Below are 22,202 nucleotides of genomic sequence, written 5' to 3'. Positions count from 1 at the left end.
CACACGCGTCGGCGGGCGGGGACTTGACGTCCCCGCCCGCCGGTTCGGTGTGGTGGTACTACAGAGCGCCCAGTTCGCGGGCCGACCGGGTGCGGACGGCCATGGCGACGGTACGGGCGGATCGGGTTGCCTCAGTGCTCGTGGTGATGCGACCGGCCTGAGGCCGGAGCATTCGAGCCCTCGACAACGCTTCGTGAAGTAGTTGCATTTCGGCGACTCCGCTGGGCAGGTGCAACATGGGGGTCTGCTTTCTCTCGGCCGGTGCGGTACCGGCGGGGATGGTCCGGTTCGGGAACATGTCAGGCAGCCAGCCGGACGGCGCTGCGCGAGGTGGCAAGGCCATTGGCCGCCAACCGCGCCTCGGCCTCGACCCGCAGCGCGGCGTCACGGGCGAGGTCCTCCTTACGCGGGCGGCCACGGGGCCGCTTGCGCGGTACGACCGCGCCACGCTCGAAGATCTCGCCACCCCAGACGCCCCAGGGCTCGGCCCGCTCGACCGCGCCGGCGAGGCACTCGACGCGCAGCGGGCAGTCCCCGCAGAGCGACTTGGCCACGTCCAGGTCGGTGGGCGAGTCGGAGAACCACAGGTCGGGGTCGAACTTCCGGCAGGGCAGGTTCGCCTCGGTCTCGACGTTCAGGTCGAGCGGGGCCAACGCCAGACTCATCTCCCGGTCACCTCTCTCTCATTTCGATCTCGTGGATCGCTGGTCCGACGTACTTCGGCGGTGCAAAAAACTAAGGCCGCGGATCCCGGTATGCGGGTTCCGCGGCCTCAAGGTGAGCCGGTGGTCTGGTGGTCAGACCGGTCTACCTCGAGGTGGAACACCGCGGACGTCCATCCGCTTGTTGGCGCCATCGACGCCCTTACCCGTGAAGCCACTGGTGCCCTGGATCCCGTTCGGCGCCGACGCAAGGATCAGCTCGGCCTGAACCTCGCCCTGGTGCACCTGCGGAGCCCACGGTCGCGCATTGGCAACGGTCGCCCGGACAGCCGACAGCGGAACCACGGCGACAGTCAGGGCAGCCGACAGCGGAGCGACGGCAACGGGCAGCGCCATCGGACGCTGGTAGACGGAGCTCTCCATTGGGGCCACCTCCTTCGACGTTCACTCGTGGTCGACTCGGACATCCCCCGTGAGCAGCCCGAACAGGGCCCCTCCCGAGGTGTGTCCTGAGGCTATGCCGGCCGGTAGGGCGAGGGCAAACGAATTAACGGCCTGATTCAGAAACTTTTCTGTGGGCAGATTTCCTCGACCGCCGCGCCGCCCACCAACGCCAGCACGGCCTCGCCGTACAGGCCCAGCTTGCGGGGGCCGATCCCGGCGATGGCGACGAGTTCCTCGGCCCGGCCCGGGCGCCGTTCGGCGAGCGCGACCAGGGTGGCGTCGGTGAAGACGACGTAGGCGGGCACCTTCTGCGTGTCCGCCACCCGGGACCGCCACTCACGCAGCCGCTCGTGCAGTTCGTCGTCGATGTCGGAGGGGCAGGTCGCGCAGCGACCCAGCTTGCGGTCCGGCCCGGCGAGCAGGGTCGTGCCGCAGATCCGACAGGAGACGATCCGGTTGGCCCGCCGCTGGGCACCGGGGGCCGGGCGGGTACCGGCGGCCCGCTCCGCCGGGCCGGACGGGGAGAGCTGGGGCAGGAAGCGGCAGGGCCGCCGGGCCCGCCCGCCCGGCGAGCGTGCCGAGGCGTACGACAGCCAGAGCCACTGGCGGGCCCGGGTAATGCCGACGTAGAGCAGCCGGCGCTCCTCCTCGACCTGCTCGGTGGTGCGGGCGTACGTGGTGGGCAGGGTGCCCTCGGCCAGGCCGACCAGGAACACCGCGTCCCATTCCAGGCCCTTCGCCGAGTGCAGGGAGGCCAGCGTGACGCCCTCCACGGTCGGCGCGTGCTGCTGTGCCGCCCGCCGGGCCAGTTCGTCGGTGAAGTCGGCCAGGGTGACCGGGCGCTCGACGGTGGCCGCCGCGCCGAGCGGCAGGAGCTGCGGTGTGGCCGCGTACTCCTCGGCGAGCTGGACCAGCGCGGCCAGCGCCTCCCAGCGTTCCCGGGCGGCCCCGCCGGGCGGAGGCGAGTCGGCGGCCCAACCGACGGCCGCCAGCGCCTCGACCACCGCCACCGGCAGTGGCGTCTCGCCGGGTATCGATCGGGTGGCCGCGCGCAGCGCCACCATCGCCTGGCGTACCTCGACCCGTTCGAAGAACCGCTCGGCCCCCTGCACCACGTACGGCACACCCGCCTCGGCGAGCGCCTTCTCGTACGCCTCAGACTGGGCGTTGGTGCGGAACAGCACGGCGATCTCGCGGGCCGGCGTGCCGGCCTGCACCAGCGCACGGCAGCGGGCGGCGACCGCGTTGGCCTCCGCCGGCTCGTCGGTGAAGATCCGCCGCTCCGGCTCGGGACCGGCCGGGCGCTGGCCGACCAGTTCCAGGCGCAGCCGGGCCTCGGTGCCCCGCGCCTGGGAGATGACGGCGTTGGCCAGGCCGACCACCTGCGGGGTGGAACGGTAGTCGCGGACCAGCCGGACCACGGTGGCGTCACGGTGCCGGCGCGGGAAATCGACCAGGTACGACGACGTCGCCCCGGTGAACGAGTAGATCGTCTGGCTGGCGTCGCCGACCACGGTCACGTCGTCCCGGCCGCCCAGCCAGGCGTCCAGCAGCCGTTGCTGCAACGGGTTGACGTCCTGGTACTCGTCGACGACGAAGTGCCGGTACTGGCTGCGGACCTGCTCGGCGACGTCCGGGTGCTCCTCGATGCCCCAGACCGCGGCCCGTAGCACGTCCTCGAAGTCGATCACCCCGTTGGCGCGCTTGAGTTTCTCGTACGCGGCGAAGACCTCGGCGACCTTGGCCGGCTCGTACGGTGTCTCGCGCAGCGCCTTGGCCGCCGCCACCACGTACTCCCCCGGCTCTACCAGGGAGGACTTGGCCCACTCGAACTCACCGGCGAGGTCCCGGGCGGCCGTCCGGTCGGCCCGCAGCCCGGCCCGGGCGGCGGCGAGGGTGACCAGCCGGACCTTGCTGTCCAGCAGCTCCGGCATGGCCCGCCCGCCGAGCAGCCGGGGCGCGAAGTAGCGCACCTGGCGCAGCGCCGCCGCGTGGAAGGTACGTGCCTGCACGCCGGCCACGCCGAGTTGGGCGAGCCGATGGCGCAGTTCGGCGGCGGCCCGGGCGGTGAAGGTGACCGCGAGCACATGCCGGGCGGCCATCTCACCGGTCAACGACCGGTACGCGATCCGCGACGTCACCGCCCGCGTCTTGCCGGTGCCGGCACCGGCCAGTACGCAGACCGGCCCGGCGGGGGCGGTGACCGCCGAGCGTTGCTCGGGGTCGAGCCCGGCGAGCACGCGTTCAGCCGCGGAGTTGACCACCACAACGGGGAATTGTCTCAGCTGCCCCGGACGTTGCAGCGGATAGCCTGTGCTGATCAGCACCCAGCCGGGCCCGACGTTGGAGGATCTGACCATGCTGACGATGTACTCGACTCCCTGGTGCGGCTACTGCCACCGGCTGAAGTCGCAGCTCGACCGGGAGGGGATCGCCTACCAGGTGGTCGACATCGAGCAGGATCCGGCGGCCGCTGACTTCGTGATGAGCGTCAACGGCGGCAACCAGACCGTCCCCACGCTGCGTTTCGCCGACGGCAGCTCGCTGACCAACCCGTCGATCACCCAGGTCAAGCAGCACCTGGCCAGCATCGCCGCGTAACCAGACAGTGGCGGTTCACCCCGACGAGAGAGGGGTGAACCGCCACTGCGGTGTCAGCAACCGTGCCGGGGATCAGAACTCACACTGGTTGGGGAACTTGATGCAGGTGGTGATCGTGGCGCCCCGCGCCGGGATCTCCGCCCACCGGTCGGCGTCCACGGTCGCCAGCGAGCCGTCGCTCATCGCGTCGACGATGGCCCAGAGCCCGACGACGTTCTGCTTGACGATGTAGCCGCTGCTCTTGTGGCCGATGCCGCCGCGCGACTCGAAGAACATCGCGTTGGTGCGCCAGTTGGCGTACTCACCCTGCGGGCCGGGCCCGTTCAGCATCGAGGCCGAGGTGACGCCCTCCGGAATGTTGATGTACGGGTAGCGGGTCACGTTGACCACGCCGCTCTTGCCGGCGGCGTCCGCGGCCACCACGCCCATCCGGCGTACGGTGTTCCACTGCTCGGAGGTGAGCATGCCGGGGTCGAGCGAGATGCCCACCGAGAACGTCGTCATCTCGTCGGTGTCGTCGACGTAGTACGTGCCCTGGTGGTGCAGGTCGATCATGTGGTGCGGCAGGAAGTCGGCCCAGGCGTACCAGAATGCCTGTGACTCGACGGCGCGGTGCCGGGTGTAGCTGGTGAAGTTCCGCTCGGGCAGCGGGGCTTGGCCAAGGCCGACCCGGACGGCGTTGAGCTGGTCGAAGATCCGGCGGTCGACCCCCCAGTCGCGGTTGAGGTCGATGTTGTGGATGCTGTCCTGCCGCCGGTACGCCTCGAAGCCGTCGGGGTTGTAGAGCGGGATGATCGCGAAGCTGACGTTCTCCAGGACCTCACGCGCGTGCTTGCCGCCGGACACCAGGGTCTTCAGGAAGTCCAACGAGGCTTCGGCGCCGTACGGCTCGTTTCCGTGGATCCGGCCCTGGATCCAGACCCGGGTGCTACCGGTGCCGATGTATGCGACTTCCAGCGGGCGGCCCTGGCCGCTGCGGCCGACCTCCTCCACCCGGAGAGCACCCTTGCTGCGGGCCTCCAACGAGCGGAGTTCGGCGGAGACCTCCGCGGCGCTGAGCATCGAGGAGCGGTTGACGGTCTCTTGGCTTGGCGGAACGAACGGCCCGTTCGCGTTCGCCACCCCGGGCGCCACCGTGGGGGCGAGGAGCAGCGCGGCAAGCAGGGCTACGTGGCGGCGGCGTGGTCTGGTCACTGGGTGACGTCCCTTCTGAGGTTTGTCGCGGCAGCACCCCAGCCAGATCTCGCTGCGACCCCCTTTCGCGCTGCGGGCTGGCCGGAATGCAGCCTTCCTAACCGGAAGGCCATGCGGTGTGATCATTCAACGAGGGCCGTTTTTGCAGGTCAAGGCTCGATGTCAACTTCCGTCGAATGTGCAGCGATGGACGGGCGAGCCGCTGCCGAATGTTCGGCGTCTGGCGGATGGATTTCGCTCAAATCCCTGGCAAAGACGAAAAAGGATCTGATCATCGGGTTTGCCGCAGTCATGGCGGTTGCTGCGGAGGACACAGCCGGGCAGCGCCAAACCGTCTAATACGGCGTACTCCTCGTCTTCCGGCCATCCGCGCCGGAGCCCGGGCTGCGGTCAGCGGCCCGGGTTTCTGGCCAGAATGACGGCATCGTCCTTCCGGTCCTCGATGGCCGGACGCGGTGCCGGAATCCGGGGACGCGCCGGCCGCCCGGCCGGCGGGCTGAGCCGGCGCCCACCCCAGAGGTAGCCGGCGGCGAGCAGGGTGGCCAGTCCGACCAACGTGAACACCTGCCGGTAGTCGAGCACGCCGACGAGCAACGCCCCCAGGCCGATCGAGATCGCCTGCGGCAACCTGACCACGGCCTCGGAGGCGGCGGCGACCCGGCCGAGAAGTTCGGGCGGGGTGCGTCGCTGGACCAGCGTGTGCAGACCGACCAGGGTCAGCGGCAGCGACACGCCGGCCATCAGCACGGCGACGAAGCCGAGCCACATGTTCGGGTACCCCAGCGCCAACGCGGCCGGCCCGAAGAACGCCACACCGGCGGCGAGGGTGCCCAGCTCGCCGAGCCGGCGCAGCACGGCGGCCGAACACAGCCCACCGACCAGCCCGCCGACGCCCTGCACGGTGACCAGTACGCCGACGAACGCCGCGTCCCGGCCGAGCCCCTGGTCGACGTACGCGAAGATGAGCGACTCCGTGAAGCCCATCACCAGCGAGCCGAGCCCGTAGCCGACCAGCGCCCGCCGGATCGCCCGTTCGTGGACGAGGTGGCGCAGGCCGGCGACGAGCTGGCTCGGCCAGCGCCGCGCGGCGGTGGACTCGTCGCCCGGACGGTCGGGCGAAGCGGCGAAGCGCCGACCGCCCACCACAGCGGCGGCGATCAGGAAACCGGCCATCCCGGCGGCGGCCAGCATGCCGCCACCGAGCAGCGCGTAGAGTCCGGCGCCGGCCAGCGGGCCGATCAGCCGCAGGCCCTGGCGGACCGTCTGGAGCACCCCGTTGGCCTCACCGAGCAGGTCGGCGGGGACCAGTTCGCGGATCAGCCGGCTGAGCACCGCGCCGACCGTGAGGTTCGACAGGCCGTAGAGCGCGGCCACCCCGTAGATGATCCACATGTGGCCCGCGTCGCGTACCGCGAAGAGCGGGGTGAGCAGCAGCGCCATGGCGAGGTTGGTGGCCACGAAGACGCGACGCCGCGGATACCGGTCGACGAACCAGCCGACCAGCGGCGCGAGCGCCCGTGGGGCGATGATCACGAAGATGGTGGCGCCGGCGAGGCCGTCCGATCCGGTCAGGTCCTTCACCCAGATGGCGAGCGCCAGCAGCAGGATCGACTCCGCGGTCATGCTGGCCAGCAGACCGCCGAAGAGCAGGCGAAAATCCGGGTGTCTCAGGACGGTGCGCATTGGTCCCTCCGGGGGTGGCGCGACGGGCGCGGCAGACGCCTCGGCCGGGCTCCGGCGACGCAGGTCGCGGTGGCCCCACCCGGTGTCGGGTCTGCGCATTTCTGATGACACGCCCTCCGCCGGAACCTCCGGCGCCGGTCGCGACGTCCATACTGACCGTGGGGGGCGAATTTCATACAGTTACCGTCGCGTCCGCGGCGGTCGACGGAAAAGAGGACACCGTGCCTCCAGCCTCACCCGGCCCGATCCGGCGCCGCCGCCGGCTCGGCCTTGAGCTGCGCCGACTGCGCGAGGCCGCCGGCCTTACCGGGGACCAGGTCATCGAGCACATCGGCTGGGCCTCCGCATCCAAGTTGTCCCGGCTGGAGAACGGTCGCAGCCGGCCGGACCCGCAGGACGTCCAAAACCTGCTCGACCTGTACCGCGTCGATGAGACGGTACGGTCCGAACTGCTCGGCATCGCCCAGGAGGCCGGCGACATCCGTGGCTGGCTGAAGAACTTTCCGGCGATGACGCAGCAGCAGCGCAGCTTCGCCGAACTGGAGGCGGGCTGCGCCGAGATCTCCGAGTACAACCCGGTTCTGGTGCCGGGGCTGTTGCAGACCCCCGGGTATGCCCGGATGCGGATCTCCTCGGCCTGGCAGGTCGACCAGGAGGCCGGCGATCCGGATACCGGGGAGGACATCGAGACCGAGATCAAGGCGCGGCTGGCGCGACAGTCACTGCTCAATCGAGGGACCGGCGCAGCCCGTTACACCGCGGTCCTGGAGGAGGCGGCGCTGGGCCACCGGGCCGGCCCGCCGGAGGTGCTCCGGGAGCAGTTGACGCAGCTGTGCGAGCTGGCCATGCTGCCGAACGTCACGCTGCACGTGCTGCTGCGGGACACTCCGATCGGCCAGTGGTACGTGCCGCCGACGGCGTTCTCCCTCTATCGGTTCGCCGATCCGCTCGATCTGGAGACGCTGGCCATCGAAGGTGGCTTCACCGACGTCATGTCGACCGACGTTATCGTCCTAAATCGCTATAAAGTGGTGTTCGAGTGGCTATGCACGGCGGCGCTCTCCGCAACGGACACCCTCACCTGGCTGATGGAATCGTCGGGACGGATGTCCAGCGCGGTAGCCGCGTCCGCCGTGGCGGCTGGCTCGGCAACGGCGCCGACCCAGCGCCGCGGCTCCGCAGGGCGCCTGACGGAACGGTGACCGGAACCGGACACCGTCGGGACGTGTCCCGCCGCTCGTACCCGTCGGTTCACCTCAGGAGCGCAACGATGCACAAGATCCGCAACACGCCGTCCGTCCTCGCCCAACTCGCCAACGCCCCCTGGCGCACCAGTACCCGCAGCCAGACCTCCAACTGCGTCGAGGTCGCACCGCTGCGAAACGGCCCCGCCGCAGTGGCGCTGCGCGACAGCAAGGACCGCGGCGGCCCGGTGCTGCTGTTCAACCGGGCCGGCTGGCTCGGCTTCATCTCCGGCGCCAAGAACGGTCAGTTCGACCTCAACTAGGCCCGGTGTCGAAGTCCTCGGTCGAGCCGAGGACTTCGGCACCCACGCCCTGGGCGCGTACCGCCCCACGGGACCGCCGGCACCGATGCCGGCGGTCCCGTCGTCGTCCAGTCTCGACGACCCCGATGAGCAGGGGTCGGATGATCGGGCGGGCCTGCACATCGATCCGCGCGTTTCACTTGCTGAGATGCGGTCCGGGCGTACGATGGCGGAGTAGTGACGTGGAACTTCCACCGTTCCACCCGTCGCGGCACATCCGGAGACCCCCATGCGTTTCCTGATCGTTCGCACCAGCATCCGCGCCGCCGCCGACGCCGACATCACGGCCGCCTGGGCCGGTGGCCGCCGGCTACGGGACGAGACCGCCCGGCCTGAGCCGCGCTGCCAGGTCGTGCACGCCGAGGACCGGGACGCTGCGCTCGTGCTCGCCCGCGCCCTCTCCACGGTCGGTGCCGTACGCGCCGGCAAGCAGCGGGTCAAGGTACTCCCGCTGGACGATTCCCGGCGGGCCCGCCCGGACGGGCCCGGCACCTGACCCGTACACGTCCGTCGTGGTCGACCGGCTCCCCCGCCGTGTTCCTCACCCAGCCGACCACGACGGCCCGTGTCCCCGACCCGTGGCCACCGCGGCAACGACGGTCACGGGTCGGGGCCGCACTCCCCCGCTCCCGCCCGCGCTCCCGCTCGGCGCGACGGTGTTAAGAGGGGCACCCTGCTATACACGAGGCGTTAATAGGGTGCCCTTCCTTACACCTCAGCTGTGGCCGTCGAACCAGCGGTGGATCAGGAACAGCGCGATCGACGACCGTGGGGGTAGGCGCAACTCGGCGCCGCCCACGTCGACCGGTCGACCGGCCAACGCCGCGCCGATCTCCTGCCGGGTGAACCAGCGGGCCTGGGCGATCTCGGTGGAATCGACCCGCACCGGGTGCGTCGGGTCGGCGGTCGCCAGGAAGCCGAGCATCAGCGAGCCGGGAAACGGCCACGCCTGGCTGGTCACGTACGTGACGTCGGCGACCGGGAGGCCGACCTCCTCGTGGACCTCCCGCAGCACCGTCGCCTCGGCCGACTCACCTGGCTCGACATAACCGGCCAGGCAGGAGAAGCGGCGCTGCCCCGCGGTGCTCGGCCAGGTGGCGTTGTTGCCGAGCAGGCACCGCCCGTCGACGCCGTCCACACCGTCGTGCACCAGCACGATCATCGCCGGATCGGTACGCGGCCAGACCCGCTCGCCCCCGGCGTCCACCCGGGACCAACCCCCCTCGTCCGCCCGGGTCGGCTCGCCGGTGACCGGGTGGTACAGGTGTCGCAGATGCCAGTTGGTCAACGCCAGTGCCGTGGTGAACAGGCCAGCGTCCCGGTCGCCGAGCAGGTGGCCGACCTGCCGCAGGTGCGCCGCCCGGGTGTCCGGCACCGTCGGCAGCTCGGCGTGCACGCAGAACACCGGGACCCCGTCCGGCTCCACGCCCAGGAACATCGCCCCGGTGGCGAGTTCCGGCGGCACGTCGTCGGCCTCGACGAGGACCAACGTCGGCACCGGCGTGTCGGTACGCACCAGGGCCCGCCCATCGGACGCGACGTCCAGCACCAGCACCCGCGCCCCGGCCCACGCCTGGGCCAGCCACTGCGGGTCGGTACGCCGGTGTGCCGCCCGGTCGAGCGTGGAACGGGCCAACGGTGGGGCGGCCTCGCCACGCGCGTGCAGGGCCTGCCCGGCGCCCTTCGCACGGGCACCGCCCTGCGAACCGGCGGCGCCGTCCGAACGGGCCGCGGCTCGCGGGCTCATGCCGACACCGGCGTGGTCTCGATCGACGTCAACGTGCCCAGCGAATCCGCGATCCGTTCGGCGTCACCGAGCACCACGGTGACCGCCCGCGCCGGAGCGAGGTAGCGGGCCGCCGCCGCGGCCACGTCATCGACGCTCGCCCTGGCCAGTCGGGCCGCGTGCTCGGACAGGAAGTCCAGTCGCAACCCGTTGCCGGCGTAGGCACTGACCAGCGACGCCAGCCCCGCCTGGGTGGAAACACCGAGTTGGAGCGTGCCGAGGGCGTACTGCCGGGCCTGTTCCAGCTCGTCCGGTGTCGGCGCCACGGTGGCGAGCCGGCCCAACTCGTAGCGGGTCTCCAGCAGCGCCGGGGCGGTCACCTCGGTGGCCACCTCGGCGGCGGCCACCAGCAGGGAGCCGGCCACCGAGTGCTCGACCAGTGAGTGCGGCCCGTACGTGTAGCCCTTGTCCTCCCGGATGTTCTCCACCCAACGGGAGGAGAAGTAGCCGCCGAAGATCAGGTTGGCCAGTTGCAGCGCGGCGTGGTCGGGATGGGTGCGCGGGACCGCCGGCAACGCCAGCCGCAGCGACGACTGCACCGAACCGGGCCGGTCGACCAGCAGCAGCGGCCCGGACACCAACGGCGGGGCCGGGGGCAGTTCGGTGGCGTACCCGTCGCCGCTCCAGCCGCCGAGCGCCTTCTCCGCCGCGTCCAGTGCCCGCTCCGGCCGCACGTCGCCGACCAGCACGAGCACCGCGCCCGCCGGATGCACCCGCTGGGCGTGCAGCGTACGCAGCGCCGCCGGCCGGACGGCCCGGACCTGCTCCGGCTCCGGCGTCTGCACCGCGTACGGATGCCGGCCGTAGATCCGCTTGAGCAGCGCGGTACGAGCCAGGTGGGCCGGCTGGCTGCGGGCGACCTGGATCCCGTCGACCAGGCGATCCCGCTCGGTGGCCACCCACTCGGCCGGGTAGGTGGCGCCGGTGAGCACCTCGGCGAGAATCTCCAGCAGGCGATCCAGGCCGGTGGCCAGGCCGGTGCCGGAGAGCATCAGCCGATCCGGGTCGAGCCCGGCGGACAGGCCACCCCCGATCTTCTGTAGTTCGGCGGCGATCTGCACGCTGCTCATCGTCTCCGTGCCGGAGAGCATGGTCTGCGCGAGCAGGTGCCCCCGGGCCAGGTGCGCGCGGCCGAACGGCATCCAGAGCCGCAGTTCGACCAGCGGCACCGCCGTACGCCGTACCGCGATCACGGTCAGTCCGTTGCCAAGCGTCCGCTCGGCCTGGCTCGGCAGCTTGAGCCGACGGGTCGGGCCGAGCGGCGGCAGCGGTCGCGCACTCACTGGTTACCTCCGGGGATGACCTCGACGGATGCGCGGCGTTCCGGCCGCAGGGTGGCGGCGGCGGCGCGGACCTGCTCGTCGGTGACCTCGCCGACGAGTCGGGGCAGTTCGCCCAGCAGGCCCGGTTCGCCGCGTTGCTGTTCGAGCACCGCCATCCGCAGCGCCCGGCCGAGCACCGCGTCGGTGTCACGCAGCAGGTGGGTCGCCATCCTGGCCTGGGTACGGGCCAGTTCGCCGTCGGTGAGCCCGTCGGTGGCCAGCCGGTCCAACTCCTCGTCGAGGGTGCGCAGCACCTTGTCGACGTCCCCGCCCGGCGGCAGGTGCGCCTGGAGCAGCAGGGCGGTGGGGTCGCGTACGTCGAACGGGTCGCCCATGAACCCGAGGTAGCCACCCACGCTGGTCACCGCGCGGTCGGTGTGCACCAGCCGCTCGACCAGCCGGGAGGCGTCACCGTCGGTCAGCACCTCGGCCAGCACCACGTACGGCAGATAGGCGGCGAAGTCGCCGACCGGGTCGGGCACCCGCCACGCCGACGCCACCGCCGGCAGTGGAGCCAGCTGGTCGGTGTACGCGGTGCGCCGCTCGGCGGTCAACTCCGGCTCGGCGAAGTCCGGCCGCTCCGGCGCCGGGCGGGCCGGCACGTCACCGAAGTGCCGCTCGATCAGCCTGGTCGCCTCGGCCACGTCGATGTCGCCGCTGACCGCGAGCACCGCATTGCCACTGGCGTAGTAGCGCCGGAAGAAGTCGGCGGCGTCGGCGACGGTGGCCGATTCCAGGTCGTCGAAGGAGCCGTAGCCGTCGTGTGCGTTGGGGAAGGTGTCGAACATGACCGGCGGCAGGGTCAGCCACGGGAACCCGCCGTACGGCCGGTTGAGCACGTTGACCCGGATCTCTTCCTTGACCACGTCGACCTGGTTGCGCAGGTTCTCCTCGGTCAGCCGGGGGCCGCGCATCCGGTCGGCCTCAAGGAACAGCGCCCGCTCCAGGGCGTTGCTCGGCAGGGTCTCGTAGTAGTCGGTGTAGTCCAGGTGGGTGGACCCGTTGAAGGTGCCACCGGCGCCCTGTACGTGTCGGAAATGGGCGAGCTTCTCCAGGTTCTCCGAACCCTGGAACATCAGGTGTTCGAAGAGGTGGGCGAAGCCGGTACGCCCCTCCGGTTCGGAACGTATGCCCACGTCGTAGACGACCGCCACCCCGATGACCGGGGCGCTGCGATCGGGGGTGAGGACCACCCGCAGGCCGTTGTCGAGGGTGAAACGCTCGACTGGATACCTCGTCGCTGGGATTTTCGCTCTGCGCGTCGGCACGGATCCGACCCTAACGTCTCCACGCGACCAAAACGGCCACCTACCCACCGGAGGCGTAAGGAAGGGCACCTTCCGTTCAGCCGGAGGTGCTGCCGGCGGGGTCGGGGGTGTCCGGCGGACCATGCAGGTCCACCAGGCCGGAGGGCGCGGAGCCGCCGGGCGTGACCGGCCAGGGCGTGAAGGCCGCAGCCGTGGCGAGCAGTAGTCCGACGGCCGCCATCGCTACCACCAGCAGTAGCTCGCGTGCCGTCGCGGAGCCCACCATGGTCCTGTTTCCCCGCACCGCGCCGCCCCCCTGCACTTGCCCCGAGCCCAGCCTTCCCCGGCGCAACGGTGGCTGGCAGTCGCCCACCCGACGCTCGGACTGCTGATTCCCGACTCAGGTTCCGGCGAATGGCGCCGGATGTGCGAACGGTCGGGTCGCCTCCGGCCAGACGTTCACCGGAGGCGACCCGACCGTCTACGGTCAGGCAGTGCCGCTCTGGATCAGAGCGGGCGGATGTTCTCCGCCTGCGGGCCCTTCTGGCCCTGGACGACCTCGAACTCCACCCGCTGGTTCTCGTCCAGGCTCCGGTAGCCGGAGGACTGGATCGCCGAGAAGTGGGCGAAGACGTCGGCGCCGCCGCCGTCCGGGGTGATGAAGCCGAAGCCCTTGTCAGCGTTGAACCACTTGACGGTGCCAATAGCCATGCTTGTTACGTCTCCTTGACGGAACGTCGAACCCGCACCGGTTGCGGGGTCGGAGAGAGGAATGCGCCGGGCGGACCTGCCCGGAACACCTGTCGCTTCTGGTCGCCCCGCCCGGAGAACTCCGGACACAACAAAGTGCGCCTGGGGCCACGTATCCGCCAGGCGCACACAGAGCTGGTAACCAAAACTGCAACGCGGGGCACTCTACCACGGATCCGGCCAACCGTCAGCAGTTCAGGACAGCGCCGGAACCGAGGTGATCAACGCGGTGAGCCCGTCGAGGTCGAGCAGATCCGCCGGACGGACGGTGGCTCCCTCCCGCACATAGTGGAAGGCCGCGCCGACCCGGTCGACCGGCACTCCGGCCAGCTCGGCCCAGGCCAGCCGGTAGACCGCCAACTGCACGGCGGCCACCTCGGCGGGGGCACCGGTCGGCCGGGCGCCGGTCTTCCAGTCGACCACGTCGAAGCGATCCCCCGGCCGGCGGAACACCGCATCCATGCGGCCACGCACCACCACGCCACCGATCACCGTGGCGAACGGCACCTCGACCTCGACCGGCGTACGGTCGGCCCACTCGCTGGCCAGGAAGCGTCGCTGAAGCTCGGCCAACGCCTCGTCCGGCGCCGCGTCGGCGTCGGCCGCACCGGGCAACTCGTCGGTGTCGAGCAGCCGATCCGCCCCGAACCGCTGCTCCAACCAGGCGTGGAAGGCGGTGCCCCGGCGGGCGTACGGGTTCGGTTCGGCGGGCAGCGGGCGGCGCAGCGTACGGGCCAGCGCCGCCGGATCCCGACGCAACGTGACCAGCTGCGTCACCGACAGGTGGGCGGGCAACGCCACGTCGATCGGGCCGGACAACCGGCTCAGCTCCGCCCGCTCGGCCAGCAACAGGTCGGCCTCCCGCCGCCACCTGGCCACCTCCGGGTCCACCGCCGCCGGGTCGTCCGGACCGGCGGCATCGCCACCGTCGGTCAGGAACCGGCGCACCAGCGCCGCCGCCTCGGCCAACACCGGCCGGCGTACGCCCAGCGGGTCCGCCGGCCACTCGGCCCGCAGCACCACCTCGGTGGTCGGGTTGGCCGCGTCGGGCGCCGGTTCGGGCGCCCACTCGTCGACCAGGTGACCGGCCCCGGCGTCCAGGCAGGCGTCGTGCACCTCGCGCAGCAACGCCGACGGTCCACGCGGTCGTTTGGTGCCCTCCCCCCACCAGTGGCCGGAGCAGAGCAACAGCCGCCGTGGCCGGGTGACCGCCACGTACGCCAGCCGCCGTTCCTCCCGCTCGTCGTGGGCCCGCCAGGCGTCGGTGAAGTCCGCCATCGTACGGGCCACCGCCCGCTGGTCGGCGGCCTCGGCCAGGTCCAGTTCGGGCAGGCCGTCGGCGTCGCCGCGCAGCGGAAACGGCAGTACGCCCAGCCCACCGAGCCAGTGATCGGAGTTGCGTACCGGCCCCGGCCACACGCCGCTGCTCAGCCCCGCCACCGAGACGACATCCCATTCCAGCCCCTTGGCCGCGTGCGCGGTGAGGATCTGCACCGCTCCCTCGACCACCTCCACCTCGCCCGGGGCGAGCCCGCGCTCCTCGTCCTCGGCGGCGGCGAGATAGGCCAGGAAGCCGGCGAGCGTGGCGCCCGGAGTTTCCCCGCTGAACCGGGCCGCCACGTCGCCCAGCGCGTCCAGGTGCCCCCGGGCCAGGCCGGCGTCACCGGCGCCGTCGCCACCCGCCCGTACCGCCACCTCCACGTCCAGGCCGGTGGTCCGCTCGATGTCCGCGATCAGCTCCGGCAGGGACTGGTCCAGCCGGTAGCGGAGCAGGCCCAACTCCCGGGCGTACGCACGCAACCGCGCATACCCCTCGGCCGAGTACGCCTGCGCCGGACCGAGGTCGGCCAGCGCCTCGACCAGGGTCGCCTCGTCCAGGCGATCCGGAACGATCTCCGGGTCACCGTCGTCGGCGAGTTGGCGACGGGCGGTGGCGATGGCCCGGGCCCGGCGGTGCAGCGCGACCAGGTCCCGCGGCCCGATCCGCCACCGTGCCCCGGTCAGCAGGCGCAACAACGCGGCCCCGTCGGTCGGGTCGGCCAGTACACGCAGCGTGCACACCACGTCGCGGACCTCCGGGGTGTCCAGCAGACCACCCAGCCCGACCACCTCGACCGGTAGTCCGCGCTCCCGCAACGCGGCGGCAAGCGCCGGGATCTGGCTGCGCAGCCGGACCAGCACGGCCGTGGTCGGGCGGGCGGTGACCGGGATCTGCTCGGGCAGCACCCCGGGCATCCGGGCCGCCCCCTGCCAGGCCGCCAGCAGGCTGTCGGCGATCCAGTCGGCCTCGTCGGCGTACGTCGACAGCAGGGCACAGTGCACGGTGCCGGCAGCGACACCGCGCGGGCTGCGGTGCGCGATGGGATCGTCGACACTGAGCGCGGCGTGCAGCTCGGGCACCCGGGCACCGGCGGCGCGCAACGGGGTGGCCAGCGCGTTCGCCACCGCCAGGATCTCCGGACGGTTGCGCCAACTGGTGGTCAACCCGAGCACCCGCGCCGGTTCCCCGCCAGCTCGGGCGAACTCGGTCGGGAAGCGGTCCAGGGTGCCGGCGCTGGCTCCCCGCCAGCCGTAGATGGACTGGCAGGGGTCACCCACGGCGGTCACCGGATGCCCACCGCCGAACAGTGCCCGCAGCAGCACCACCTGGGCGTGGCTGGTGTCCTGGTACTCGTCGAGCAGCACCACGCGGTACCGGCCCCGTTCGATCTCGCCGACACCGGGATGGTCGCGGGCCACCCGGGCGGCCCGGGCCAACTGGTCGGCGAAGTCCATCGCCTCGAAGTCGTCCTTGCGGCGGGCGTAGGCGCGCACCAGCGGCAGCAGCTTCAGCCGGGTCTGCTGGAGGGCGAGGGCCTTGCGCACGTCGGCGTAGACCCGGCCGGGGCGGGACTGCACGTCGGCGAAGAACCGGCCCGTCCAGGCGGCCAGCTCGTCCGGCTCGACCAGGTGCTCGTCCAGCTCCCCGGCGAGGGCCAACACCGCGTCGGTGACCGTGCTCGGCATCCGGTCCACCTCGGCCATGTCACCGTCGTAGTTGCGCACGATGAGGTCCACCAGTTGCCAACGGGAGGCCTCGGTGAGCAGCCGGGTGGACGGCTCGTAGCCGGCTCGCAGGCCGTGCTCGGTGACGATCCGGCCGGCGTACGAGTGGTAGGTGGCCACCGTCGGCTCCCCGGCCAGCGGGTCGTCGAGCGGATCACGCCCGCGCCGGCCGAGGCGGCGGACCAACTGGTCGAGCCGGGTACGCACCCGGTGCGCCAGCTCACCGGCGGCCTTGCGGGTGAAGGTGAGGCCGAGCACCTGCTCCGGCCGCACGTACGAGTTGGCCACCAGCCACACCACCCGGGCGGCCATCGTCTCGGTCTTGCCCGAGCCGGCGCCCGCGACCACCAGCAGCGGCTCCACCGGCGCGGCGATGATCGCCGCCTGCTCCCGGGTCGGCGCCGGCAGGCGGAGCAGCTTCGCCAACTCCACCGGGGTGTACCGCGGGCCGGAGTCGGCCGCCCGGGGAGTCGGCGCACCCGGACTGAACAGGGCAGGCTGGGTCATGCTGCCTGCTTCGCCGGCTGGCACGCTCACTCCTCGCGGTCGGGTCGACGCACGGTCGGCGGCTCGACCACCTGCCGCCCCTGGCCGGACACCGGGCAACTGGTGCGCACCGGGCAGACCCGACACTTCGAGTTGGCGACCGCGGCGAAGGTGGACGCGGCCATCGTATCGGCGGTGCGGCGGACCAGGGCGGTGGCCCAGCCGGCCTCGGGCCCGTCGGTGGCCGGTGGCTGGGCCTGCTCCCGCGCGTCACGCGCACCGGTGCCGAGCTGCACCAGGGCCGCCCCGCCCGACTCGTCGCCGAACTCGGCGAACGCCCCCGCCTCCACCGCCGCCTGGTACGCGCCGAGCTGTGGGTGCTCGGCCACCTCACGTTCGGTGACAGTGGTGGACTTGCCGGTCTTGAGGTCGATCACCACCAGCCGCCCGGCCTCGTCCACCTCCAGCCGATCCACCCGGCCGACCAGGTCGACGGGCCGGTTCGGGTCGTCGAGGCGTACCGCGAACTCGTGCTCGATGGCGAGCAGCCGGCGTGGGTTGGCAGCCAACCAGCGCAACAGCTTGTCGACCATCGCCTCGGCGCGGGCCCGTTCCGGACCCACCATCCAACGGGCGGCCAGCTCGATCGCGTCGAACCGGGCCGCCACGTAGTCCAGCAGCGCACCCCGGTCGGCGCGAGCGTCCTCGGCGAGCATCGCCGCCGCGTGCACCAGGTTGCCGACCCCCTGCGCGGTACTGGCCGACGCGCTGCCGCCGTGCCGCTCCAGCAGCCAGCGCAGGCTGCACCGCAACGCGCTCTCCATGCCCGACGGGGTGACCCGGACCGGTTCCCCCTCGTCGACCAGCGGCCGGTCGTCGGACAGTGGTCGCAGCCCCCACCAGTCGTCGGGATGCGCCCCGGACACTCCGGCGGCGCCCAGCCGGGCCAGCTCGGCCGCCGCGGCCCGCCGCCGGGCAAGCGGCGCGGCGGAGTCGACCAGGGCGGTACGCAGCTCCGCCACCAGTGCGGGCAGGGTGAGCGCCCGTGGCGGCCGGCTCACCGGCAAGGTACGCGGCCCGACCGGCTCGACGTCGGACTCCCCCAGCTCCGCCGACCCGGCGCTGGGCTCCTGGCCCGTTGGCCCATCCCGCAGCCCCTGGCCCATTGGGCCAACCGCCGCGCCCGCCGGGCCGGTCGGCGGCTGGTCCAGCGGGTCGGGTCCCGGTCCCCCGCCGGTCGCCGCACCGTCGGTGGGGGTGTCGGTGGGCCCGAGTTCGTAGAGGAAGCGGCTGGGCTGCTCCTCGTGGTCGTCCCCGCCGACCGCCGCCGACGCGACCGCACTGACCAGCAACCGGCGCCGGGCCCGGGTCACCGCGACGTGGAACAGCCGCCGCTCCTCGTCCAGCAGGGCGGAGGTCTGCCCGACCAGGATGGCCGCCGTGCCTGCCGTGTCGGCCCGGCCGGCCAGCACGTCCACCAGTCGCTCCGAGCCGAGCAGGCTGCCGCGCAGCCGCAGGTCGGGCCAGACACCTTCCTGCACACCGGCGACGGCCACCAGATCCCACTCCAGCCCCTTCGCCGCGTGCGCGGTGAGCAGCCGGACCGCGTCGCCCCGATCGGCGGTCGGCGCGAGGGTGTCGGCGGGTAGCTCCTGGCCGAGCACGTGGTCGAGGAAGACCTCGGTACGCGCGCCGGGCAGCCGGTCGGTGAACCGGGCGGCGGCGTCGAAGAGGACCATCACCGCGTCCAGGTCACGGTCGGCCGCCTCGGCCCGGCGACGCCGGGCGAGATCACCCTCACCGGCCACCGCCGGCCCCCGGGTCAACGCCGCCGACCACAACTCGGCGAGGCCACTGGCCCGCCACACCGCCCAGAGCACGTCCTCGACGGTGGCGCCCGGCCGGGCCGCCGTCTCCCGGGCCACGGCCAACAGCCCCGCCACGGTCTGCGCCGGCTCGGCCCAGCGCCGCTCGACACCGGCCAACTCGGCCGGATCGCGCAAGGTCTCGACGATCAACTCGCCGGAGGGGCGACGGTCGCCCCTGGCCAGGGCAAGGGCCCGCAGGCCCTGCCGCAGCCGCCGCTCCGCCAGCGGATCGGCACCACCGAGCGGCGAGTGCAGCAGCGCGACCGCGGCCTCCTCGTCGAGCCGGTCCGGCTCCAGCGCGCACCGCAGCAGGAGCAGCAGCGGCGCGACCGCCGGTTGCAGGTGCAACGGCAGATCCTCGCCGTGCACCACGGTCGGCACGCCGGCCGCGTGCAGGGCCCGACGCAGCGTGGGCAACTGCCGGCCGGTGGAACGCACCAGCACCGCCATCCGCGCCCAGGGCAGCCCGCCGAGCAGATGCGCCTCGCGGAGCGCGTGCGCCAGCCAGGCCGCCTCACTGGTGGCCGACCGGAAGGTACGGACCTCCACCGCGCCCGGCGGCGCGTCCGGCAGCGGGCGCATCCGGCGGTGCGCCGCCGGGCCACGCAGCCGCCGCGCCAGTCGGGCGGAAGCGGACAGCAGCCGCTGCCCGCAGCGGTAACTGGTGGTCAGCAGCACCTGCGCGGCCGGCGCGCCGGAAGCGGTCCGGAAGCGGTGCGGGAAGGTGGTCACGCCACTCGGGTCGGCGCCCCGGAAGGCGTACGTGGACGAGTCGGGATCGGCGAACGCGACCAGGGGCAGGCCGCCACCCGCGACCGTCTCCAGCAGATCGAGCTGGGCGGGATCGGTGTCGGCCAGTTCGTCGACGTAGACGTACGCCAGTCGGCGCCGCTCCACGGCCAGCAGCTCCGGATCGTCCCGCAGCATCCCGGTGGCGGCCCGGACCAGCTCCGCCGGGTCGTACGCGACCGAACCCCGGTTGGCCACGTCCCGCAGGGCCAGCACGGCGACGTACTCGCGCAGGAACCGCGCGGCGGCGGGCCAGTCGGCCCGACCCAACCGCTCGCCGAGCCGGGCCAGCTGGACCGGCCCCACCCCGCGCTCGGCCGCCCGCATCAGCAGGTCGCGTAGCTGGGCCGCGAAGGCCCGGGTGCGCAGCGCCGGACGCAGATCCGCCGGCCAGCCGACCGGGTCGTCGCCGGGCTCCTCGCCGACCACGTCCAGCAGCTCACGGATGATCAGATCCTGCTCCGGGCCGGTGAGCAGTCGGGGCGACGGCTCACCCCGCTCGGCGGCGGCGCGGCGCAACAACCCGAAGGCGTACGCCGGGAAGGTCCGGACCAGCGGCTCGCGCAGCACCCGCTGGCCGTCGGCGGCGATCCGGGCCTCGATGCGGTGCCGCAGGTCGGCGGCGCCCCGCCGGCTGAAGGTGAGGACCAGGATCCGTTCCGGATCGACTCCCTCGGCGACCCTGCTGGTGACCGCCTCGACCAGGGCGTGCGTCTTTCCCGTGCCCGGTCCACCGAGGACCAGCATCGGCCCGTTGGTGTGCGCGACCACCTCCGCCTGCCCGGCATCGGACCCAGCTGGACTCGGGGCCGGGTCGGCATCCGAGGAAGCCTCGCCCGGGGAAAACCCGTCGGGCGGGCCGTCTCCCTCGGTCGGCCCGGCGGGCCGACGCACCAGTCGGTACGCCTGCATCCCGACATCCCATCACGGCCCTGCGACACCCCCGGCCGCGCCACACCCTCGCCGAGCCCCAGCTCACGTCGAAATCCCGGCCCAGCACCGCGCCGGCCGCGCCACCGCTGCCGAACCGAAAGCGATCGTTGGCGGGCGAGCGGTCAGGGGAGGCGGGATTCGAGGACGTCGAGGGCGGTGGGGACGGTGTCGGCGAGCTGGAGCAGGTTGAAGCCGGCGGGCTTGAGGAAGGTCTCGGCGGTCAGCTGGCGTAGCCAGTCCAGCAGCGGGCCGTAGAAGCCGTCGGTATCCACCAGGACCATCGGTTTCTGGTGCAGCGCCAGCGTGGCGGTGGTCCAGACCTCGAAGAGCTCGTCGAGCGTGCCCAGGCCGCCGGGCAGCGTGAGGAAGGCGTCCGATTTCTCGATCATGAGGATCTTCCGGCTGGCCATCGAGTCGGTGACCACCAGCTCGTCGGAGCCGAGGTCGGCCACCTCCAGGTCGACCAGCGCCTGCGGGATCACGCCGACGGTACGGCCGCCCGCCGATCGGGCGCCGTCCACCAGCGCGCCCATCATCCCGACGCAGCCCCCGCCGCTGACCAGGGTGTGCCCGCGCCGGGCGATCTCCGCGCCGGTGGCCGCCGCGAGGTCCAGCCAACGCTGGTCGAGCGTGCGGGAGGAGGCACAGAACACGCAGATCGCCGCCACCTGCTCAGCGCTCCGACTCGCTGGCGGCTGCCTGCTGGTCGGCGGCGGTACGAGCCACGGCGTCCTCGCGTACCGCCTCCTGCTCGGAGCTGAGCGCGGCCTCGGCCTCCACGATGTGCCGCACCGCCGCCGCGACGTCGTCGGTGACGCAGATCAGCTCCAGGTCGACCGGCCCGATCTTGCCTTCGGCGGCCATGGTGTCGCGCAACCAGTCGAGCAGGCCCTGCCAGTAGTCGACGCCCATCAGCACCACCGGGAACCGGGTGACCTTGCCGGTCTGCACCAGGGTGAGCGCCTCGAACAGCTCGTCCATGGTGCCGAAGCCGCCGGGCAGGACGACGAACGCCTGGGCGTACTTGACGAACATGGTCTTGCGGGCGAAGAAGTAGCGGAAGTCGATCGCCAGGTCGACCCAGTCGTTGATGCCCTGCTCGAAGGGCAGCTCGATGCCGAGGCCGACGGAGCGGCCACCGGCCTCGCTCGCGCCCCGGTTGGCCGCCTCCATCACACCCGGGCCACCACCGGTGATGACCGCGTAGCCGGCCCGGGCCAGTGCCGCACCCAGCGCCTCAGCGAGCTGGCACTCCGGGCTGTCCGATTTGCTCCGGGCGGAGCCGAAGACGCTGACCGCTGGCGGCAGGTCAGCGAGGGTGTCGAAGCCCTCGACGAACTCGGAGAGGATGCGCAGCGCCCGCCAGGAGTCCTTGGTCCGCCAGTCGGCCCGCGCCCGCGAGTCCAGCAGCCCCTGGTCTGCGGTACTGGCGGGAATCGCCTGCCGGCGCATCGTGACGGCGCCGCGATGCCGCTCCTGTCCTGGTTCGCGGTGGTTGCTCTGCCTCATGGGAGCCACCGTAGTGGAGTGGCGCCGCAGAACTCGGCAAACACTTCGTGATCTTGTGCAACCAAATCGCTTTCCCGTACGTCTTACTATTCATATACCGGGTATGCCCGGGCACGCGGCTTCGGGGGAGGAGACAACGCGTGATCACCAACAACGAACGAATCCGGATCCGACGACAGATGCAGCGGCGCATCCGTGACGTGGTGGCCGAGCGCCGCCGCGCTCGGCTGCTTGAGAACACCCCTGAGCCCGCCGCCGAACCCGCCGCCGACTCCCAGCTCACCGCCGCCTGACCGGATCGGCCGCCGCCTTCCGGTCGGGCCGCTGGGCACGAAGC

General features: G+C 72.3%; 19 protein-coding genes. 5 read left to right on the top strand and 14 right to left on the bottom strand.

The features are described 5' to 3' along the window. Window positions 1–299: 299 nt before the first annotated feature. The 3 genes from E0H26_RS12145 to E0H26_RS12135 all read right to left on the bottom strand — a co-directional run bounded on the left by E0H26_RS12145 (window position 300) and on the right by E0H26_RS12135 (window position 3,373). Entirely contained in the window at window positions 300–665 is a 366-nt protein-coding gene (locus E0H26_RS12145; protein WP_131303698.1) for a WhiB family transcriptional regulator, read from the bottom strand. 132 nt (window positions 666–797) lie between these two features. Further along, window positions 798–1,058, bottom strand: coding sequence for a hypothetical protein (locus tag E0H26_RS12140; RefSeq protein ID WP_131303769.1), 261 nt, complete (start codon window positions 1,056–1,058; stop codon window positions 798–800). Between the two features lie 164 nt (window positions 1,059–1,222). Then, entirely contained in the window at window positions 1,223–3,373 is a 2,151-nt protein-coding gene (locus E0H26_RS12135) for an ATP-dependent DNA helicase UvrD2 (RefSeq protein WP_131303768.1), read from the bottom strand. 91 nt (window positions 3,374–3,464) lie between these two features. On the opposite strand from E0H26_RS12135, the gene E0H26_RS12130 reads away from it, so the two are divergent. Then, the gene (locus E0H26_RS12130) at window positions 3,465–3,707 is read left to right on the top strand and encodes a mycoredoxin (protein WP_131303697.1); all 243 of its coding nucleotides are present in this window, start codon (window positions 3,465–3,467) and stop codon (window positions 3,705–3,707) included. Between the two features lie 72 nt (window positions 3,708–3,779). Here E0H26_RS12130 and E0H26_RS12125 read toward each other — a convergent pair whose 3' ends face one another. Further along, window positions 3,780–4,901 carry a M14 family zinc carboxypeptidase gene (locus tag E0H26_RS12125; protein WP_165521824.1) on the bottom strand — a complete coding sequence of 374 codons (1,122 nt, stop codon included), beginning with the start codon at window positions 4,899–4,901 and terminating at the stop codon, window positions 3,780–3,782. 390 nt (window positions 4,902–5,291) lie between these two features. Next, window positions 5,292–6,584, bottom strand: a complete 1,293-nt coding sequence (locus E0H26_RS12120) for an MFS transporter (protein ID WP_131303695.1) — start codon at window positions 6,582–6,584, stop codon at window positions 5,292–5,294. A gap of 221 nt (window positions 6,585–6,805) precedes the next feature. Here E0H26_RS12120 and E0H26_RS12115 point away from each other — a divergent pair, with 221 nt between their 5' ends. The 3 genes from E0H26_RS12115 (at window position 6,806) to E0H26_RS12105 (ending at window position 8,626) form a co-directional block, all read left to right on the top strand. Next, window positions 6,806–7,786, top strand: a complete 981-nt coding sequence (locus E0H26_RS12115) for a helix-turn-helix domain-containing protein (RefSeq protein WP_131303694.1) — start codon at window positions 6,806–6,808, stop codon at window positions 7,784–7,786. Between the two features lie 68 nt (window positions 7,787–7,854). After that, window positions 7,855–8,091, top strand: coding sequence for a DUF397 domain-containing protein (locus E0H26_RS12110; RefSeq protein WP_131303693.1), 237 nt, complete (start codon window positions 7,855–7,857; stop codon window positions 8,089–8,091). 268 nt (window positions 8,092–8,359) lie between these two features. Further along, complete coding sequence (locus E0H26_RS12105) at window positions 8,360–8,626, top strand: hypothetical protein (RefSeq protein ID WP_131303692.1); 267 nt, start codon at window positions 8,360–8,362, stop codon at window positions 8,624–8,626. Window positions 8,627–8,845: 219 nt separating this feature from the next. Here the strand turns inward: E0H26_RS12105 and nudC are convergent, their stop codons facing one another. The 9 genes from nudC to E0H26_RS12060 form a co-directional block, all read right to left on the bottom strand. After that, window positions 8,846–9,877: an NAD(+) diphosphatase gene (gene nudC, locus E0H26_RS12100; protein ID WP_131303691.1), complete on the bottom strand. Its 1,032-nt coding sequence runs from the start codon at window positions 9,875–9,877 to the stop codon at window positions 8,846–8,848. After that, window positions 9,874–11,199, bottom strand: a complete 1,326-nt coding sequence (locus E0H26_RS12095) for a M16 family metallopeptidase (RefSeq protein WP_131303690.1) — start codon at window positions 11,197–11,199, stop codon at window positions 9,874–9,876. Before E0H26_RS12095 ends, nudC begins: the two co-directional genes overlap by 4 nt. Continuing rightward, the gene (locus E0H26_RS12090) at window positions 11,196–12,506 is read right to left on the bottom strand and encodes a M16 family metallopeptidase (RefSeq protein ID WP_131303689.1); all 1,311 of its coding nucleotides are present in this window, start codon (window positions 12,504–12,506) and stop codon (window positions 11,196–11,198) included. Before E0H26_RS12090 ends, E0H26_RS12095 begins: the two co-directional genes overlap by 4 nt. 76 nt (window positions 12,507–12,582) lie before the next feature. Continuing rightward, on the bottom strand, window positions 12,583–12,789 hold the full coding sequence (locus tag E0H26_RS12085; protein ID WP_420812820.1) for a hypothetical protein: 207 nt from the start codon (window positions 12,787–12,789) through the stop codon (window positions 12,583–12,585). Window positions 12,790–12,992: 203 nt separating this feature from the next. After that, window positions 12,993–13,196 carry a cold-shock protein gene (locus E0H26_RS12080; protein WP_013735772.1) on the bottom strand — a complete coding sequence of 68 codons (204 nt, stop codon included), beginning with the start codon at window positions 13,194–13,196 and terminating at the stop codon, window positions 12,993–12,995. 234 nt (window positions 13,197–13,430) lie between these two features. After that, window positions 13,431–16,787, bottom strand: a complete 3,357-nt coding sequence (locus E0H26_RS12075; RefSeq protein ID WP_131303688.1) for an ATP-dependent helicase — start codon at window positions 16,785–16,787, stop codon at window positions 13,431–13,433. A gap of 26 nt (window positions 16,788–16,813) precedes the next feature. Continuing rightward, complete coding sequence (locus E0H26_RS12070) at window positions 16,814–20,335, bottom strand: ATP-dependent helicase (protein WP_131303687.1); 3,522 nt, start codon at window positions 20,333–20,335, stop codon at window positions 16,814–16,816. 143 nt (window positions 20,336–20,478) lie between these two features. Beyond that, on the bottom strand, window positions 20,479–21,024 hold the full coding sequence (locus tag E0H26_RS12065) for an LOG family protein (RefSeq protein ID WP_131303686.1): 546 nt from the start codon (window positions 21,022–21,024) through the stop codon (window positions 20,479–20,481). 4 nt (window positions 21,025–21,028) lie between these two features. Then, window positions 21,029–21,865 (bottom strand): LOG family protein, encoded by an 837-nt coding sequence (locus E0H26_RS12060; protein WP_131303685.1) that lies wholly within the window; start codon window positions 21,863–21,865, stop codon window positions 21,029–21,031. A 140-nt stretch (window positions 21,866–22,005) separates the two neighbouring features. Here E0H26_RS12060 and E0H26_RS29270 point away from each other — a divergent pair, with 140 nt between their 5' ends. Beyond that, the gene (locus E0H26_RS29270; protein ID WP_165521823.1) at window positions 22,006–22,158 is read left to right on the top strand and encodes a hypothetical protein; all 153 of its coding nucleotides are present in this window, start codon (window positions 22,006–22,008) and stop codon (window positions 22,156–22,158) included. Window positions 22,159–22,202 lie beyond the last annotated feature (44 nt).

Origin of the sequence: Micromonospora zingiberis (assembly GCF_004331455.1) — a bacterium.
GTDB lineage: Bacteria > Actinomycetota > Actinomycetes > Mycobacteriales > Micromonosporaceae > Micromonospora > Micromonospora zingiberis.
The sequence above is the reverse complement of the archived record's forward strand: the minus strand, read 5'-3'. Positions and strand labels throughout refer to the sequence as shown.